19 protein-coding genes and 1 pseudogene are annotated in these 15041 nt (G+C 61.4%); all 20 read left to right on the forward strand.

Annotated elements, in window-relative coordinates:
• Window positions 1–173: 173 nt before the first annotated feature.
• The 20 genes and pseudogenes from NUV99_00515 to NUV99_00610 all read left to right on the forward strand — a co-directional run bounded on the left by NUV99_00515 (window position 174) and on the right by NUV99_00610 (window position 14649).
• Window positions 174–1457 (forward strand): O-antigen ligase family protein, encoded by a 1284-nt coding sequence (locus NUV99_00515; protein ID MCR4418632.1) that lies wholly within the window; start codon window positions 174–176, stop codon window positions 1455–1457.
• Window positions 1450–2619 (forward strand): glycosyltransferase family 4 protein, encoded by a 1170-nt coding sequence (locus tag NUV99_00520; GenBank protein MCR4418633.1) that lies wholly within the window; start codon window positions 1450–1452, stop codon window positions 2617–2619. Before NUV99_00515 ends, NUV99_00520 begins: the two co-directional genes overlap by 8 nt.
• Window positions 2620–2966: 347 nt before the next feature.
• Complete coding sequence (locus NUV99_00525) at window positions 2967–3749, forward strand: WecB/TagA/CpsF family glycosyltransferase (protein ID MCR4418634.1); 783 nt, start codon at window positions 2967–2969, stop codon at window positions 3747–3749.
• Between the two features lie 42 nt (window positions 3750–3791).
• Entirely contained in the window at window positions 3792–4820 is a 1029-nt protein-coding gene (locus tag NUV99_00530) for a GHMP kinase (protein ID MCR4418635.1), read from the forward strand.
• Window positions 4821–4987: 167 nt separating this feature from the next.
• Window positions 4988–5572, forward strand: coding sequence for a class I SAM-dependent methyltransferase (locus NUV99_00535; GenBank protein MCR4418636.1), 585 nt, complete (start codon window positions 4988–4990; stop codon window positions 5570–5572).
• Between the two features lie 16 nt (window positions 5573–5588).
• On the forward strand, window positions 5589–6176 hold the full coding sequence (gene gmhA / locus NUV99_00540) for a D-sedoheptulose 7-phosphate isomerase (protein ID MCR4418637.1): 588 nt from the start codon (window positions 5589–5591) through the stop codon (window positions 6174–6176).
• A complete protein-coding gene (gmhB, locus tag NUV99_00545; protein MCR4418638.1) occupies window positions 6158–7354 on the forward strand; it encodes a D-glycero-beta-D-manno-heptose 1,7-bisphosphate 7-phosphatase in 1197 nt (398 codons plus the stop codon). The genes gmhA and gmhB overlap by 19 nt, the downstream gene beginning before the upstream one ends.
• A 57-nt stretch (window positions 7355–7411) precedes the next feature.
• Window positions 7412–7591: a sugar phosphate nucleotidyltransferase gene (locus NUV99_00550; GenBank protein ID MCR4418639.1), complete on the forward strand. Its 180-nt coding sequence runs from the start codon at window positions 7412–7414 to the stop codon at window positions 7589–7591.
• 12 nt (window positions 7592–7603) lie between these two features.
• Window positions 7604–8599, forward strand: coding sequence for a UDP-glucose 4-epimerase GalE (gene galE, locus NUV99_00555; protein MCR4418640.1), 996 nt, complete (start codon window positions 7604–7606; stop codon window positions 8597–8599).
• Between the two features lie 645 nt (window positions 8600–9244).
• The gene (locus NUV99_00560) at window positions 9245–9709 is read left to right on the forward strand and encodes a hypothetical protein (GenBank protein ID MCR4418641.1); all 465 of its coding nucleotides are present in this window, start codon (window positions 9245–9247) and stop codon (window positions 9707–9709) included.
• The gene (locus tag NUV99_00565) at window positions 9706–10686 is read left to right on the forward strand and encodes a hypothetical protein (protein ID MCR4418642.1); all 981 of its coding nucleotides are present in this window, start codon (window positions 9706–9708) and stop codon (window positions 10684–10686) included. The genes NUV99_00560 and NUV99_00565 overlap by 4 nt, the downstream gene beginning before the upstream one ends.
• Before the next feature lie 36 nt (window positions 10687–10722).
• Window positions 10723–11370, forward strand: coding sequence for a hypothetical protein (locus NUV99_00570; GenBank protein ID MCR4418643.1), 648 nt, complete (start codon window positions 10723–10725; stop codon window positions 11368–11370).
• Window positions 11371–11427: 57 nt separating this feature from the next.
• Window positions 11428–11757 carry a hypothetical protein gene (locus tag NUV99_00575; protein ID MCR4418644.1) on the forward strand — a complete coding sequence of 110 codons (330 nt, stop codon included), beginning with the start codon at window positions 11428–11430 and terminating at the stop codon, window positions 11755–11757.
• Window positions 11758–11792: 35 nt separating this feature from the next.
• Window positions 11793–12038 carry a hypothetical protein gene (locus NUV99_00580; GenBank protein ID MCR4418645.1) on the forward strand — a complete coding sequence of 82 codons (246 nt, stop codon included), beginning with the start codon at window positions 11793–11795 and terminating at the stop codon, window positions 12036–12038.
• Complete coding sequence (locus NUV99_00585) at window positions 12038–12517, forward strand: hypothetical protein (GenBank protein ID MCR4418646.1); 480 nt, start codon at window positions 12038–12040, stop codon at window positions 12515–12517. The genes NUV99_00580 and NUV99_00585 overlap by 1 nt, the downstream gene beginning before the upstream one ends.
• A 141-nt stretch (window positions 12518–12658) precedes the next feature.
• Entirely contained in the window at window positions 12659–13120 is a 462-nt protein-coding gene (locus tag NUV99_00590; GenBank protein ID MCR4418647.1) for a dTDP-4-dehydrorhamnose 3,5-epimerase family protein, read from the forward strand.
• Entirely contained in the window at window positions 13113–13973 is an 861-nt protein-coding gene (rfbD, locus tag NUV99_00595; GenBank protein ID MCR4418648.1) for a dTDP-4-dehydrorhamnose reductase, read from the forward strand. The genes NUV99_00590 and rfbD overlap by 8 nt, the downstream gene beginning before the upstream one ends.
• Window positions 13961–14275: a hypothetical protein gene (locus NUV99_00600; GenBank protein ID MCR4418649.1), complete on the forward strand. Its 315-nt coding sequence runs from the start codon at window positions 13961–13963 to the stop codon at window positions 14273–14275. The genes rfbD and NUV99_00600 overlap by 13 nt, the downstream gene beginning before the upstream one ends.
• Entirely contained in the window at window positions 14272–14538 is a 267-nt protein-coding gene (locus tag NUV99_00605) for a hypothetical protein (protein MCR4418650.1), read from the forward strand. The genes NUV99_00600 and NUV99_00605 overlap by 4 nt, the downstream gene beginning before the upstream one ends.
• A pseudogene (locus NUV99_00610) lies at window positions 14528–14649 on the forward strand (NAD-dependent epimerase/dehydratase family protein). The gene NUV99_00605 and the pseudogene NUV99_00610 overlap by 11 nt, the downstream one beginning before the upstream one ends.
• Window positions 14650–15041: the final 392 nt, after the last annotated feature.

Raw genomic sequence — 15041 nt, forward strand, 5'->3', positions numbered from 1 at the left:
TAGAAGGTGCGGGGGCGCTGGCGGCGGTCGGTATCCTGACTGCGGTCACGTTGCTATTTTTCCGGCCGGCATGGTTTACGTTGGCGGTATTGTCCGCAGCCCCTATGCTGAGCCTGGCTAGCGGCCGAGGCAGTTTGCTCGCTGGCACACCCCTTTCGACCGACGCGGCGGGTATGATAAACATACTGCTAGGCGCGGCCGCATCATGCTTCCTTCTGCTTTCTGGGGCGCGCCGGGGCCTTAAGGTGTTATCGAAGGACGTCCCCTACGCCCTGCCTTACCTGCTCTTTTTGGGGTGGTACGCGGTCACACTCTGCTGGTCGCCCGACCCCAGCGGGGGACTTCGAACCGTAGTGCGACTGATAACGCCGTTTGCGCTCAGTCTGGTGGCCGCGTGCACACTCTTTCAGGGTCAAGGCGTGCGCAGGGCGTACCTGGCGGTCCTTGTTGCCGTGTTAATCCCGCTCGGTGTTGGGTATTGGCAAGCGTTGGGCGGCGCGGTTCTAGAGAAAGGGTTGCGCCTAAACTCGGTATTTTATCACTCAAGTAACTATGCTCTCTTTCTATACTTCGTACTCGTCACCATCGTGTTTGGTCGACCGTTCTCGCGTGGTTCCGTCCACCCGGCGGTACACTTGGCTTTGATAGGGAGTATCATCGCCCATCTTATTCTCGCGGGCAGCAGAGTTACATGGCTCGCCTGCGCAGCTGCCGGCATTGTCTGGGCGAGTGAGCGGCATGAGGCACGCTGGCGGTTCCCGGTGCTGGTACTTGGCGGCCTAACACTGGCTTTCGTGGTGCTTCGCGTTATTCCCGAAGACCTGCTAGCGCGTCGGTTCGCGGAGCTGGCCATAGGAGACTTGGCTCAGGCGCTTGAACGCACGGATGTTCCGATGGGCTGGCGGATGGTCGTGTGGCGGGCGCTCGTAGACAGGTGGCGCATGTCGCCCTTCATCGGGTGGGGTGCGGGGAGCGTGGATCAGTACGTTAACGAAGTCGTCGGGGTGGAGTACGTGCCGCACAGCGAATACGTGCGAATCCTCTTTGAAGCGGGTCTCGTCGGGATCCTTCTCTTCGGCGTGACCATGTTCTTCATCTTCAAGGACGCCGTCAGGATGGCTCGGTACGGTAACCACGCGCTCCTAGCCATCACGGTTGGGTTTGCAATCATCCTGCTGACCGACAACCTATTGTATTACTACAACGTTAGCCTCTATTTCTGGACTGCCGTTGCGCTCTTTTCGACCGGGCGCGGTAGACCGGTGGGCCGCCGAGGCGCGGGCGCTGACCGCCAGGTGGCTGACGGCTCGGGACCTGGTGTACGACTCGTTGTACCACCCTCGCCCAGGCTGCTGGTTGGCCACCGTAAACCGCCACCCGCCGACAGTGCGACGTGGGGAGCGGGAGCTAGGCCTCAGTCAATTTCTGGGACCGCGAGGTGGGCACTTGGTGAGTGAGCTGAGAAGGTTGCGAATTGGTATCGAGGCGACGTTTGTGCGTGGACCCAGGGTTACGGGTATAGAGCGGTATGTGATAGACCTAGTGCGGGGCCTCGCCCGCGTGGCGAGCGAGAGGCCTAGCTCCTTATCCTTGGTACTTTTCCTGCACCAGGGGGGTGTACGCCACTTCAGCGACATATTGCCGTGCTTTGACACAGTCATGGTGAGTCCCTTCGCCACCCGCGTGTTTACAGAGCAGGTTTGGTTACCCTGGGCCATCCGTCGCAGCCGCGTTGTGCTGGTACACTACACTACATTGGGCATTCCCCTGCTGAAGACCACGCCCTTCACGACGACTATTCACGACCTTGCAGCTTGGCACTTCCCCTGGACGATGTCGCCAGGCGTGCGCTACTACTACCGCCACCTCATCAGCGCCGCCCTTAGGTCGCGGAAGCTACGAAAAGCGATAGCGGTGTCTAGGGCTACCAAAGACGATCTCGTGCGGCTCTTCGGCATCGACGAGAACCGCGTTACCGTCATACATCGAAGCCTCGCGCCTCACTTCGCTAGCATCGCGGCTCGCCCGGACGACCAGACCGGGATTTCCCGGGTTCTTCGGCGCTATGGCATTAGCCGAAGCTACATTCTCGCCGTCGGAACCCTCGAGCCACGAAAGAACCTTCGGCGGCTCATAAATGCCTTCCGGCTCCTCAGGGGCAAATACGGAGTTGATGGGTATGACCTGGTAATAGTGGGGCGCCGTGGGTGGGGTAGGGCACCTGAGTCTGCCCCGGATGTGGTAGGAGGTGTGCATATGGTTGGAACGGTCCCTGATGAAGACCTTGTGTCTCTGTACCGCGGCGCCGCAGCCTTTGTGCTTCCGTCCCTGTATGAGGGCTTTGGCCTACCTCTGCTCGAGGCCATGGCCTGTGGGACGCCCGTAGTGGCATCAAACACGTCGTCGATTCCGGAGGTGGCGGGCCAAGCCGCGGCATATTTTGACCCAACCGATGAGGCGGAAATGGCCCGAGCGATCTACACCGTGCTTAGCAACCCGGGCCTTCGCGAGCGCCTGGTGGCAGGTGGATATGAGCGGGTTCGTGAGTTCGACCACAATGAGGCGGAAGAAACGATCGCGGAGCTCGAGAAGGCGGCGCGGGAGGGATTGCGCGGCTGACGTGACGCCGCCGACCACGTGACGGCTGGAGCGTGCCCGCGACATGCGGTGGCACCCACGCTGCCGAGGCGGTGGGGGACATTCTGCCCGTGGCAGGGGTGTCCAGGCGGGGAGTGCGTACACCGTCGCCGCGTTCATGGCTACAAGAGGGGTTGCGGGCGCGTCGGAGTAGGGCACATTCGGAAGGGCGAACTGGAGGAAGTCCACCCGCTTACCATCCGTGAGCTGCGTCGTTACTTCCCGGAGGCGAGGCTGGGAGGGGTCAAGGTTATGGGTATACCCATCCCGGCAACCATTTACGCAGCCTGGTCGGCGGCCTGGGCGTGAGACCATGGTGGTGGGGATCATTGGCCATACGCTCTTTTTCGATTAACGGGATTCCCTTCGACGCGGTCACCCTTGACGATTGCGTGGAGCGAATCGCGGCCTTCGTTAGCAGTGGTGGCTGGCACCTAGTCGTGCCCGTTAACACCGACGTATTAGTGCTTGCGTGTCGCGACGCAACCTTATCGGAGATCATTACGGCTGCGGACCTGGTCCTCGCGGACGGCATGCCCATCGTCGTAGCCTCGCGCGTCCTGGGCAGCCCGTTGCCGGCGAGGGTAACCGGTTCCGACCTGACCCTGGAGCTGTGCCGAAGGTCCGCAGAGCTCGGCCTGCGACTCTTCTTGCTAGGGGCCGGCCCCGGCGTGGCCGAGGCCGCCAAGCGGCGGGCCGAGAAGAGGTATCCCGGTGTGCAGATAGTAGGTACGTATTCGCCTAGCCGTCGGGAACTTGAGGACGACGGTGCCAGTGCAAAGATCGTGGCAATGGTCAATAAGTCAGCCGCCAACGTGCTACTGGCGGCCTTTGGGGCGCCGCGCCAGGAGAAGTGGCTGTGGAGGCACCGGACACAGCTCGAGACCCCGGTAAACATAGCCGTTGGCGCGGCGATCGACTTCCTGGCCGGGCGCGTGCGCCGCGCGCCGGCGTGGATGCAGAGGGCGGGCCTGGAGTGGTTGTACAGGTTGCTCCGCGAACCGCGCAGGCTCTCCTACAGGTACTTGGTACGTGATCCGTATTTCGTAACGCTACTAGCACGGGAATGGCTCACCCGGAGACGGGGCAGGCGGAGACAGGGGGCGGCATGAGTGTGCTCGCTGCGAGGATAGACGTACGGGGAGGTGAGAGACGTGCCTATCATCCGCGCGCGTGCGCCCTTGCGCATCAGTTTCGGCGGCGGAGGCACGGATGTGCCGCCGTACTGCGACGAGCGCGGCGGCGCGGTGCTGAGTGCCGCCGTAAACCGTTACGCTTGCGCCACGCTGGTGCCCAACGGGAATAAGCGGTTTGAAGTGCAGAGCCTGGATTATGACGCCAGTATTTCCTACGCCCTGGAGGACCCCTTCGTTTACGACGGCCAGCTTGACTTGGCCAAGGGGGTACTGGACCACTTCCGCCGGGCCAACGGCTTCTCCGAGGGCCTGGAGATCTTCCTACATAACGACGCCCCGCCCGGTTCCGGCCTGGGGTCCTCCTCTGCCATCACAGTGGCCCTGATCCGGGCCATCGCGGAGTACTTGCGCGTGCCCCTGGATAACTATCAGCTCGCCGAGCTGGCCTACCGCATCGAAAGAGTAGAGGTGGGTATCAAGGGAGGGAAGCAGGACCAGTATGCGGCGGCCTTCGGCGGGTTCAGTTTTATGGAGTTCCACGATGGGGTGACGGTGGTGAACTCCTTGAGGCTGCGGCCGGAAACCATCTGCGAGCTGGAGTACAGTCTGGTGTTTGCCTACGTGGGGGGCCAGCACTTTTCCGCCCATATTATCGAGAAGCAGGTAGAGAACTACCGGCGGGGCAGGGAGGAAGCAGTCCAGGCCATGGACAAGCTTAAAGAACTGGCCTACGAAATGAAGAACGCCCTGCTGCTGGGTAGGCTTAGGGAATTCGGGGAACTGCTGCACGTGGCCTGGGAAAACAAGAAGCGCATGGCCGAGGGAATCAGCAACCCCAGGATAGACGAGGTTTACCACGAGGCCCGGCAGGCGGGCGCCTTGGGCGGGAAGATCAGCGGTGCCGGCGGGGGTGGATTTATGTTCTTCTTCTGCGACCCGCGCCGTCGATTCGCCGTGCAGGAGGCGGTAAAACGTCTCGGCGGCCAGCTAGTTCAGCTCAGCTTCGTCAAGGAGGGGGTGCAAACGTGGGCCGTGGAGTGGGCTTAGCCTGCAAACAATTCCGGAAAGCCATGATCGCGGCCAGCGGGGCTGTGGCACGGCCTCGCTACTGCTTCCAAGCTATCCGTTTAGGGGCGCGGGAGCTTTACCGCAGGTATCAGGAGGACCGGGCACGGGTTTCGGAGGAAGATTTCTCAAGGCTGGTCCCGGAGGCCGTGGAGGTTAAGCTCGCCGACTTCGAATGTTGCGACGGGAATGTGGCTCCGTACGAACTGCTGGTGATAGCGGGGTTAGTTCAATATATGGCGCCAAGGGTGTTGCTCGAAATCGGCACCTTCGACGGTAATACCACCCTTCAGATGGCCCTTAACGCGCCAACGGATGCGCTCGTCTTTACTCTCGACCTCCCTCTTGGATCTTCTGAAACCGCGCTACCGAGAGATCGCGACGACCTGACGTACGTCAGCGACACACGCAGGGTCAGGCCGCGATTCATGCGCCATCCTGGCGTGGGCAACGTGATTCGTCTTTTCGGAGACTCGGCCGCTTTTGACTTTCGGGGAGCTCTGGATGGTCGCAGCGTAGATCTTGCGTTTATCGATGGTAGCCACTCCTACTCATATGTGAAGAATGACACAGAACGCGTTCTTGAGTTGCTTTCCCCAAGGGGAGTGATTCTGTGGCATGACTACACCCCCGCATGGCCTGGCGTATGGCACTACCTCAACGAATTGAGAAAAGATTACCCAATCGTGCGGATCAAGGGGACAACATTGGGTTACTTCCGACATCAGCTCTGAGCGGGGTGCGCGCTCTATGATTAGATTGGACATAACGGTGGCTCAAGAGGCCCTGGCCGAACACGTTGCGGTAACGGAGGGGCTTAAGCGTCTGAAACCCGCTATTGCCGAGGCGGCGGCGGTGGTAGCCGAAGTGGTGACAGGTAGCGGCAAAATTCTCTTCTGTGGCAACGGCGGTTCGGCTGCCGATGCTCAGCATATCGCTGGCGAGCTGGTAGGGCGATTCCTGAAAGAGCGGTGGCCCCTTCCGGCGCTGGCCCTTAACGGGAACACTTCGGTGTTGACCGCTCTCGGGAACGACTACGGATTCGAAGAGATCTTTGCCCGGCAGGTTGCGGCGCTAGGGCAGCCCGGTGATGTGCTGGTAGCCATCTCCACTAGCGGTAACAGCCCGAACGTCCTGCGCGCCGCGGAAGTAGCCAGAGCGAAAGGCATGAAGGTGATTGGCCTGACGGGTGCGGTCGGGGGAAAGTTGAAACCGCTGTGCGACCTTTGCTTGTGCGTGCCGTCCGCCAGCACGCCCCGCATCCAGGAAATGCACATCCTGGTCGGGCACATCATCTGCCAGCTCGTCGAGGAAGCCCTGTGCTCAGACAGGCAGTAGTGCTGGCCGGCGGTGCCGGAACCCGCCTCGGGGAGCTGACCCGCAGCACCCCCAAGCCCCTGTTGCCCGTGGGAGGCAGGCCGTTTCTGGAGTACGTAGTGTGGAACTTGCGGCGCCACGGGATGACCCGTCTTGTTTTCTCCCTGGGCTACCTGGCCCAGAGAGTAATCGACCACTTTGGTGACGGGAGCCGCTTCGGCGTTGCGATCGACTATGTGGTGGAGCCTCGGCCCGCCGGCACCGGAGGTGCCCTGTTGCTGGCGGCATCTCGGCTGGAGGACGCCTTCCTGGTGGTCAACGGCGACACTCTCTTCGACCTGAACTACCTGGACCTGGGGCTGTTACTGGAGGCAACCGCGGCGGCGGCAACCATAGCGCTCCGTTATCTGCCCGACACCGGGCGGTACGGCAAGGTCTACGTTCAGGGCAACCGCATAACGGGCTTCGCCGAGAAGGCGGGCGGCGGCCCGGGGGCGGTTAACGGCGGCGTCTACGCGCTTCGGAGGGAAGTTCTCGAGGCGCTGCCCGGGGTTCCCTGCTCCCTGGAGCTGGACCTTTTTCCTTTGTTAGCTCAGGCAGGGCGCCTGGCGGGCCGGGTCTACGGCGGCTTCTTCATAGACATCGGGGTCCCGGAGAGCCTGCGCGAAGCGGAGGCAGCAGTCCCGGCCTGGCGCAAGAAGCCCGCCGTCTTTCTGGACCGGGACGGGGTGCTGAACGTAGACAAGGGCTATGTCTACCGTCCGGAAGATTTCGAGTGGGTAGAGGGCGCTCCCGAGGCGGTCAAGTGGTTAAACGACCACGGCTACCTCGTCATAGTGGTTACCAATCAGGCCGGCATCGCGCGGGGCTACTACACCGAAGGGGATTTCCTGCGCCTCACGGAGTGGGCAAACGAAGAGCTGCGGCTGCGGGGCGCCCACCTGGACGCCGTCTACTACTGCCCACACCACCCCACGGAGGGCATCGGGCCTTACCGCTGCGCGTGCTGCTGCCGTAAGCCGGGTCCGGGCCTTCTGCAGCAGGCGCTGGCGGAGTGGGATATCGACACCACGCGCAGCTTGATGATCGGGGATAAGGAGAGCGATCTTCAGGCCGCTGACGCAGTGGGTGTTCGAGGGGTTCTCTTTAGCGGCGGAAACCTTTTGGACTTCGTGCGGCAAGCCTTGCGCCGGCAATAGGCTGAGCTTGCTTTTGCGAGGCGGCGGTAGGGCGCAGCGTACGGGGGAGGGGACCTCATGAAAGCCCTAATTCTGGCCGGCGGGAAGGGTACGAGGCTGAGGCCGCTCACGTACACCACGGCCAAGCAGCTCATTCCCGTGGGCAATAAGCCCGTAATCTCCTGCGTGTTGGAACAGGTGGCCCCTCTGTCCAACCCGCTAGCCTCTGCCATTCCCCCGGCCACTTGCAAGCACTGAGGAGGCTTCTTAATGCGCGTTCTGGTTACAGGCGGAGCCGGCTACATCGGGAGCCACACGGTGAAGGAGCTCCTCCAGGAAGGTTACGAGGTGACGGTGCTCGACAATCTCTCGCGCGGGCACCGCGCGGTGGCGCGGCTCCTGCCGGGTGCGAGGTTCGTCTGGGGGGACATCGACGATCGGGAGTTGGTGCGGGAGCTGGCGCAGGAGGTCGAGGCCGTGCTTCACTTCGCCGCTTTTAGCCTCGTGGGCGAGTCCGTTTCTAACCCGGCACTGTACTACGAGAACAACGTTCAAAAGGGGCTTTCGCTCTTGCGGGCGGTCTGCGAGGCGGGGGTGCGGTACTTTGTTTTCTCCTCCACGGCGGCCGTCTACGGGGAACCGCAGCAGGTGCCTATTGAAGAGGATCACTCGCTGGTGCCCACCAACCCCTACGGCGCCACCAAGCTGGCCTTGGAAGAGGCCCTGCGCTGGTACGGCGCGGCCTACGGGGTTAGGTACATCTCTCTGCGCTATTTCAACGCCGCCGGCGCCGACCCCGAAGGCGATCTTGGTGAGGATCATCGGCCGGAAACCCACCTCATCCCGCTGGTGCTGCAGGCGGCCTTGGGGGTGCGTTCTGAAGTTACCATTTTCGGCACCGACTATCCCACGCCCGACGGGACCTGCGTGAGGGATTACGTCCATGTATCCGATTTGGCCGCGGCCCACGTGCTGGCCCTTAAGGCGCTGGAAGAGGGCCACCCTTCGGCGGTATATAACCTGGGCAGCGGGCGCGGCTTTTCGGTGCGGGAGGTGATAGAAGCGGCACGGCGCGTTACCGGCCGGGACTTTCCGGTGGTTGAAGGGCCACGGCGGCCGGGTGACCCGGCGGTACTGGTGGCCTCTTCCCGGCGCATCCGGCAAGAAGTGGGTTGGAGTCCGCGCCACGGTGACCTGGAGGCCATTATCCGCACGGCCTGGGCCTGGCACCGGCGGTACCCGCAGGGTTACGCGGAAGTGGGCTAGAGCGCGACAAGCGCGAACTAAGGCGGCCGCCAGGTCGTTGCCAGGCATGTGCCGGACGTAAGGCCGTATATAGCCAGGCGTGCAGTCTATGTGGCAACGCCGAGAACCGGCTATACTCGGCTGGGCACTCGAGACGCCAACGTGATCGCCAGCGTGGAGGACTTGAAGCCTCACCCTAGGCCCGGAGTAGACTGGTGTGGCGTGCCCAAGTGACCCACCACAAGGTCCCAGATATACCAGGCGGTAGCCTGAGGTAAATCCATGGGCTTTAAGGAGGGTGGGATCCGGCAATGCAAGAAGCGGACCGCGCCCTGTTAAGTAGGGGAGGCAATCGCTCCGGGTTGAAAAGAGCTTGTATCACCTAAGGGCCTTGTGGCCAGACTTTCACCCACCCCAAAGTTATTGTTATCTGGTGCCTGGCAAATCAGGTGCCCGATCGGTTCTTGAGTGGGTGGCTAAGTCACTTGCGGGCGACCACAACGGTGACGTGGATTATGTCTTATCGTCGACCCCCCGGAAGTCGACCGACGCAGGGGCCTGGTAGCCTAGCAGCTAAACTCCAAAGCGCGCCTCGCCCAGCGCGGCAGAAGTATAGTGAGTTGGCCGAGCAGCGGTAAGACCACTTTGAAAGGAGTGAAATCTATCGTGGCGCTCAACAATCCCCTCGCCTTACGTTTTGGCATTATGATTCCTTCCGATCGGCTGGCGGGTACGTATGCGGAGGACCGGGAAGTTTTAGAACTAACTACGGAAGCCGGTAGCATAGCGGTGGCGTTGACCAACGTTGCTGAGCTGCAAACCAAGACCAAGGTACGGCGGGAAGACGAGGATTATTGGGATGAAGGCGAAGAACAGGAAACAGCCGCCAAAGGCATATGTACTACATCTGTTAAGCCTTTCATGCTAAAGTTTGCCAGGGTAAGGACGGCCGGCGCGCGGTGCCAGTGGAAGTATGACGAGCGGCTGGATGTATTGGTTGTGGGGCACGAATACCGAAATGCCTTAGTTCCTGTGGCGGCCATAGGGGATGCCCCAGAGTATATAACTAAAACCGAGGTCGCCCGGGAAGAGGAAGATCAGTCGGACGACCTGCCGCTGCCTTGGCCATGATCCTCCTGCTCTCTAATCGCGAAGACGTAACCACCGATCTGGTGGTATTAGAACTGCGCCGGCGCGGTTTGGACTTTGTCCGTTTCAATACCGAGGACTTTCCTTTATCCGCCTCGTTATCGGTATGTTTTGACGACGGGAGCGAACCCGATGGTTTATTGGAGATCAAGGGACGCCGGATCAAGTTAGAAGAGATTGGTGCAGCGTGGTATCGCCGACCGGTGGCTCCTACTTATAGAACCGTATCGTTGACGTCGCCAATCGAGAACTACTGCAAAAGTGAAGCACTATGGACGTTGGCCGGCACCTGGGCGAACCTTCGCTGCTTTTGGGTGAGCAAGCCATGGGCAGTACGGCGCGCCACCGATAAACTCTATCAGCTTAAGGTTGCCAAGGGCCTTGGCTTTCAGGTTCCGACAACTCTTGTAAGCAACGAACCACACCTGGTAAGGCAATTCTACACAAGCATGGCTGCCAGGAATCGTGCCATAGTGGCAAAGCCGGTACGGCGGGGATTTGTGCCAGGTAGTGATTGGGTAGTCTTTACTACGTTGCTCACGAGAAACGACCTCGCCGCGATTGAGGGTTTGCGACTAGCCCCTATGATCTTTCAGGAGTATATCACCAAAGCGGCGGACGTACGGGTCACCGTGGTAGGGCAGAAAGTCTTTGCCGCGGCTATAGTCTACGATGATCCGGAGAAGGCTCCGGTTGACTGGCGCGCTAGCGAGGGATCGCATCTAATACACCAGCCCTGGGTTTTACCCGGGGAAGTGCAGAACAAGTGCAGGGCACTGGTAGAGACTATGGATCTGGCCTTCGGTGCTATCGACCTTGTACTAGATCCTAACGGGCGGTATTTCTTCCTGGAAATCAACCCGAATGGCCAGTGGGCGTGGCTGGAGAAGCAGTGTGGTTTCCCCTTGACTTCGACGCTGGTTGATCTGTTGGTTACCAAGGACCGGTCGGTCTCATAAGTCTACCCCGAGCACCCAGCGAGGTGGCAGGAGCTTATGCCGGGCGATAAAGGCCGCCTGATGAGTGCGCTAAACTATTTAAGAGAAATCATTTGGCCCTTATTGGAGGGCCCGGAGCCGCCGCGCCCTTCCATCGCGCTTTGTTCTTTTAGACCGCCAGATGAACTGGACGAAAGTGTGCTAGAGCGCGCGTATGACCTAAGCTGGCGCCTGTATGAGGCAGAAGAAAACAGATTGGCCACGATCAACAACAAGAGCTCTTTGTTGGCCACAGTGGGGGCAGCCGCAGTTGCGATCGTACCGGCTCTGACCGCATGGTTCTACGAATTGGGCAACGGCTCGACCGTTACCGCCGCCGTGAGCCTTGGCGGTGCTTGTATTGCCATGGTCTACCTCATAACCGCGGTTTTTCACGCTACCCGGGCCTTGGACTTGAGAGGCCGTCACGCCTTACAGCCGAAGGACGCTATCTGTCCCGCACCGGTTTCGAGGAGAGACTACACGGCGCGGCTAATCGCGCTGTTAGGGTGCTACACGGTCCGTAACTACCATAGCACCAACAGAAGCGCTGACTACTATCGATTGGCCCAGGCATATTTCAAACGCGGTCTGTTTGTCACAGCTTTGATCGGCGTTCTATCGGTGGCGACCACGCTGGTCCGTCTCTTGGTCCATATGCGCTGAGAGGGGAAACGCTGGGCTGCTGTTCGCGCGGCAATGTGAGAAGAGATCCGGGGCGAGGTGGACGAGCAAAGCCGCATTATGGGCCGGGTGCGGGTAGAGGAGGGCGCCCGGGTGCATAACAGCGTGGTCCGGGGGCCGGCGGTGATCGGCCCGGGCGCGGTAGTGGTAGACTCCTTCGTGGGCCCCTACACCGCCGTGGCCGCCGGGGCCCACCTGGAGCGGGTCTCGGTGGAGCACTCGGTGCTTTTGGAAAACTGCCGCCTGGTGGACGTGGAGCACGTGGAGGACAGCCTCATCGGGAGCCACAGCCGGGTGGTGCGGGCCGACGGCCAGCGCCGCCGGGCGCTGCGCCTTTTCCTGGGCGACGACGCCGAAGTGGTGCTTTAGGCTGTGTCAAACCCGGCCGCAGGCAGTTCGCAAAATTGGGTGGGGAGGCAAGGAGAGATGGGCATGACCCCACGGCGGGAGCTGCGCGATCCCAACCACGGGTTTCTACCCTGTTCCGCTCCATCAATGAGGCGGAAAGGGACGAATTCGTAGAGGTGTATGCTCCTGTTCAGTTTAAGGACGAAAAGGACAAGAGGACCAAGCTACGGGAGTATGGCGAGCTTATCTCTGGGATCATTCGTCGTTTGGCCAAGGGAGAAGATGAGGAGGTGATACGCTAATGAGGGCCCTGGAGATTTTTCTGTTGATGCTGGAAGCCGCGGGGGGCAAGATGGCAGGCAAAACCCTGGTTCAAAAGCGGGCCTATTTCCTAAGCGAGATGCTGAAACTCGGCCTCCATTTCAAGCCCCACTACTACGGCCCTTATTCGCCAGAGCTTGACGACGCTATCGGCAAGGCTAAGGTCCTTGATTTTGTTCAGGAGAGCGCAGTTACGCTCGGGCCTGACCTGCGCACCGGATTTGAGGTAAGACGGTATGACTATTCCCTCACGCGGGACGGCAAGGTGGTGGTAGAGGCCCTTCGGGATCGGTACCGCTACGATTGGGAGCGATTGACGGCGACCCTGGCCAAGATCCGCGAGGCAGACAGGGACAACTACCTGGCCCTTTCCTTGGCGGCTAAGGTGTTCTATATCCTATCCTCGACCGGGAAGCAGCTCACAGCATCCGATATAGAGACGGAGGCGGGGCGCGTGTAGGCTGGCGGGTGTCAGCAGGGGAGATTGAACGTGCCACCGACTTGCTGGTGAGCTTGGGTCTGGTGGCCTGATGTGGATAGGCGTTCCCTGGGCGACGACGCCGAAGTGGTGCTATAGGGCGGCGGAAGGAGGGAAGCCGGAATGCATTTGATCGAGGGCGTGGCGGTGCGTAAGCTCCGCCTCATACCGGACGAGCGCGGCTACCTTATGGAAATGTTGCGTACCGACTGGCCCGAGTTTTCCAGGTTCGGGCAGGCCTATATAACCGCCTGCTACCCGGGAGTGGTGAAGGCCTGGCACTACCACCGCCGGCAGTGGGACCATTTCGTGTGCGTGGGCGGCATGGCCAAGGTGGTGCTGTACGACCCCCGCGAGGACAGCCCCACCAGGGGGGTGGTGAACGAGTTTCACCTGGGCCACCTTAACCCCTGCCTGTTGAAGATACCGCCCCTGGTCTACCACGGGTTCACCGCCGAGGGCGGGCAAACGGCCTTAATTGTCAACTTTCCCACCGAGCTGTACGACTACGAGCAGCCGGACGAGCAGCGCCTGCCCTATAACGACCCGTCCATCCCCTACTGTTGGGAGATCAAGCATGGCTAGCGGGAAGGCCCTGGTGACCGGGGCGGCCGGCATGCTGGGCCGGGCGGTAGCGGCGGAGTTCCGGGCCCGGGGCCGGGAGGTGGTAGCCCTTGCCCGGCAGGAGCTGGACGTGACCGACTTTGCCGCCATCCGCCACTCCCTCACCCTTCACCGGCCGGAGGTGGTGGTGAACTGCGCCGCCTACACCGACGTGGACGGCGCCGAGGCGGACTACCCCCGGGCGCTGCGGGTGAACGGGCTGGGCCCAAAGTATCTCGCCCTGGCCTGCCGGGAGGCGGGGGCGGTGCTGGTGCACCTCAGCACCGACTACGTGTTCGACGGCGCCAAGCCGGGTCCCTATGAGGTTTACGACCCGCCGCAGCCGCTCAACGCTTACGGCCGGAGCAAGCTCTGGGGAGAGCGGGCGGTGGCCGAGGCGGGAGGCCGTTACTTCATTGTGCGTACCAGTTGGCTCTTTGGCCCCGGCGGCAGGAACTTCGTGGAAACCATGCTGAAGCTGGGCCGCGAGCGGGGCGCGGTCAGGGTGGTGGCCGACCAGCGGGGCTGCCCCACCTACACCCGGGACCTGGCCCGGGCCATCGCCGATCTGGCGGCTACGGGCGGCTGCGGCACCTACCACGCGACCAACCGCGGCTCCACCACCTGGTACGAGTTCGCCCTGGCCATCTTCAAGCTGGCCGGCCTGCCCGTGACGGTAAGCCCGTGCGCCACGGCGGAGTTCTCGCGCCCGGCCCGGCGGCCGGCCGATTCCGTGCTGGACCCGTTTCCCCTGGAGGAGACCCTGGGCTACCGGCTGCCGCCCTGGGAGGACGCGCTGGAGAGGTACCTGCGAGAGCGGTCATGCGAAGCCTAGAGTTCGTGGCCATGCTCACGCCGGAGGACAGATACCGCCATTTCCACCGCCGGGTGGGCAAACGGGTGGTGGAGTTCCGTGTTCAGTACGAAACCAAATTGGGCGGCGAGTGGTACCCGGTCGTTCGGTACGATACGGCCCACGGGTTCGCTCACCGTGACCTGATCGACAGGCACGGAAGGCAGAGAAAGGCTCCTATCTTCGCCAGGAGCCTGAACGAGGCCTTGATCTTTGCCGAGTATGACATAAAATCTAACTGGCGGATGTATAAGAGAGACTTCTTAAGGGGTGAGAACCCTTGACAAGCGACGAGTTCTTCCAAAGGAACTCCGAGCTGGCCATCGAGTTCAGCCGCTACCTCCTGGAGCACCCCGAGCTGGACAACCGCCTGCCCGGGGACGCGGCCTTGATCTTCCTGCCCGAGTTTGACCACGAGTTGCGGGAGTTCAACCTCCAGATGGCCAGGGAGATCCAGCAGGAGGGCGGCAAGGTGGTTTTCGTGAAGATTTCGCGGCTGAGGCCGCATAGCACCTCAAGATTGGAAGGAGTTGCCATTGAGCGTTAGACAGACCAAGACCGTTCTGGTGACCGGTGGAGCCGGCTTTATCGGCTCGAACTTCATCCGCTACGCCCTGGCGAATTACTGGACCGAAGAATAGTGAACCTGGATAAGCTCCCCAGCCCGCAGGGCAGGCCTTGTGAGAAGCCCTTGCGGCGTGTCCCAGTTGCCATCACCAGGTTCCAGGCATACCGCCTGGTGGCGGCTCGCAGTGCCCCCATACGTTTTAAGGAGGGTGGGATGCGGCAATGCAGGCTGTGAACGGGGCCACCCCAAGTGCGGAAGGCCAGTGCCGTGGGCTGAGGATTGTACCGGTGCACCACTCGTCCTCCTTCCTGCAGGAAGTAATAAAACTGTGGCGGGCTCATAGCGCAACGTTGGGGTACTTCCCTGAGGGCGCCTTTGTAGACTACGCGCGTCGTGGCTGGATTCTTGTTGCACTGCCCGCAGAGCAAAAGTGCGTAGGATACTTAGCATATAGAGTTTCCAACAACCGCGCCATGATCGTC

Source organism: Clostridia bacterium (assembly GCA_024653205.1).
In the GTDB taxonomy this organism is placed as follows: Bacteria; Bacillota; DSM-521; order Neomoorellales; family SLTJ01; genus JANLFO01.

Bases quoted from the DNA above. Each gene is read 5' to 3' on its own strand.
- NUV99_00515 (MCR4418632.1), top strand. From the start codon at position 174: ATGATAAACATACTGCTAGGCGCGGCCGCATCATGCTTCCTTCTGCTT.
- gmhA (MCR4418637.1), top strand. From the start codon at position 5,589: ATGATTAGATTGGACATAACGGTGGCTCAAGAGGCCCTGGCCGAACAC.
- NUV99_00550 (MCR4418639.1), top strand. From the start codon at position 7,412: ATGAAAGCCCTAATTCTGGCCGGCGGGAAGGGTACGAGGCTGAGGCCG.
- galE (MCR4418640.1), top strand. From the start codon at position 7,604: ATGCGCGTTCTGGTTACAGGCGGAGCCGGCTACATCGGGAGCCACACG.
- NUV99_00565 (MCR4418642.1), top strand. From the start codon at position 9,706: ATGATCCTCCTGCTCTCTAATCGCGAAGACGTAACCACCGATCTGGTG.
- NUV99_00570 (MCR4418643.1), top strand. From the start codon at position 10,723: ATGCCGGGCGATAAAGGCCGCCTGATGAGTGCGCTAAACTATTTAAGA.
- NUV99_00585 (MCR4418646.1), top strand. From the start codon at position 12,038: ATGAGGGCCCTGGAGATTTTTCTGTTGATGCTGGAAGCCGCGGGGGGC.
- NUV99_00590 (MCR4418647.1), top strand. From the start codon at position 12,659: ATGCATTTGATCGAGGGCGTGGCGGTGCGTAAGCTCCGCCTCATACCG.
- rfbD (MCR4418648.1), top strand. From the start codon at position 13,113: ATGGCTAGCGGGAAGGCCCTGGTGACCGGGGCGGCCGGCATGCTGGGC.
- NUV99_00600 (MCR4418649.1), top strand. From the start codon at position 13,961: ATGCGAAGCCTAGAGTTCGTGGCCATGCTCACGCCGGAGGACAGATAC.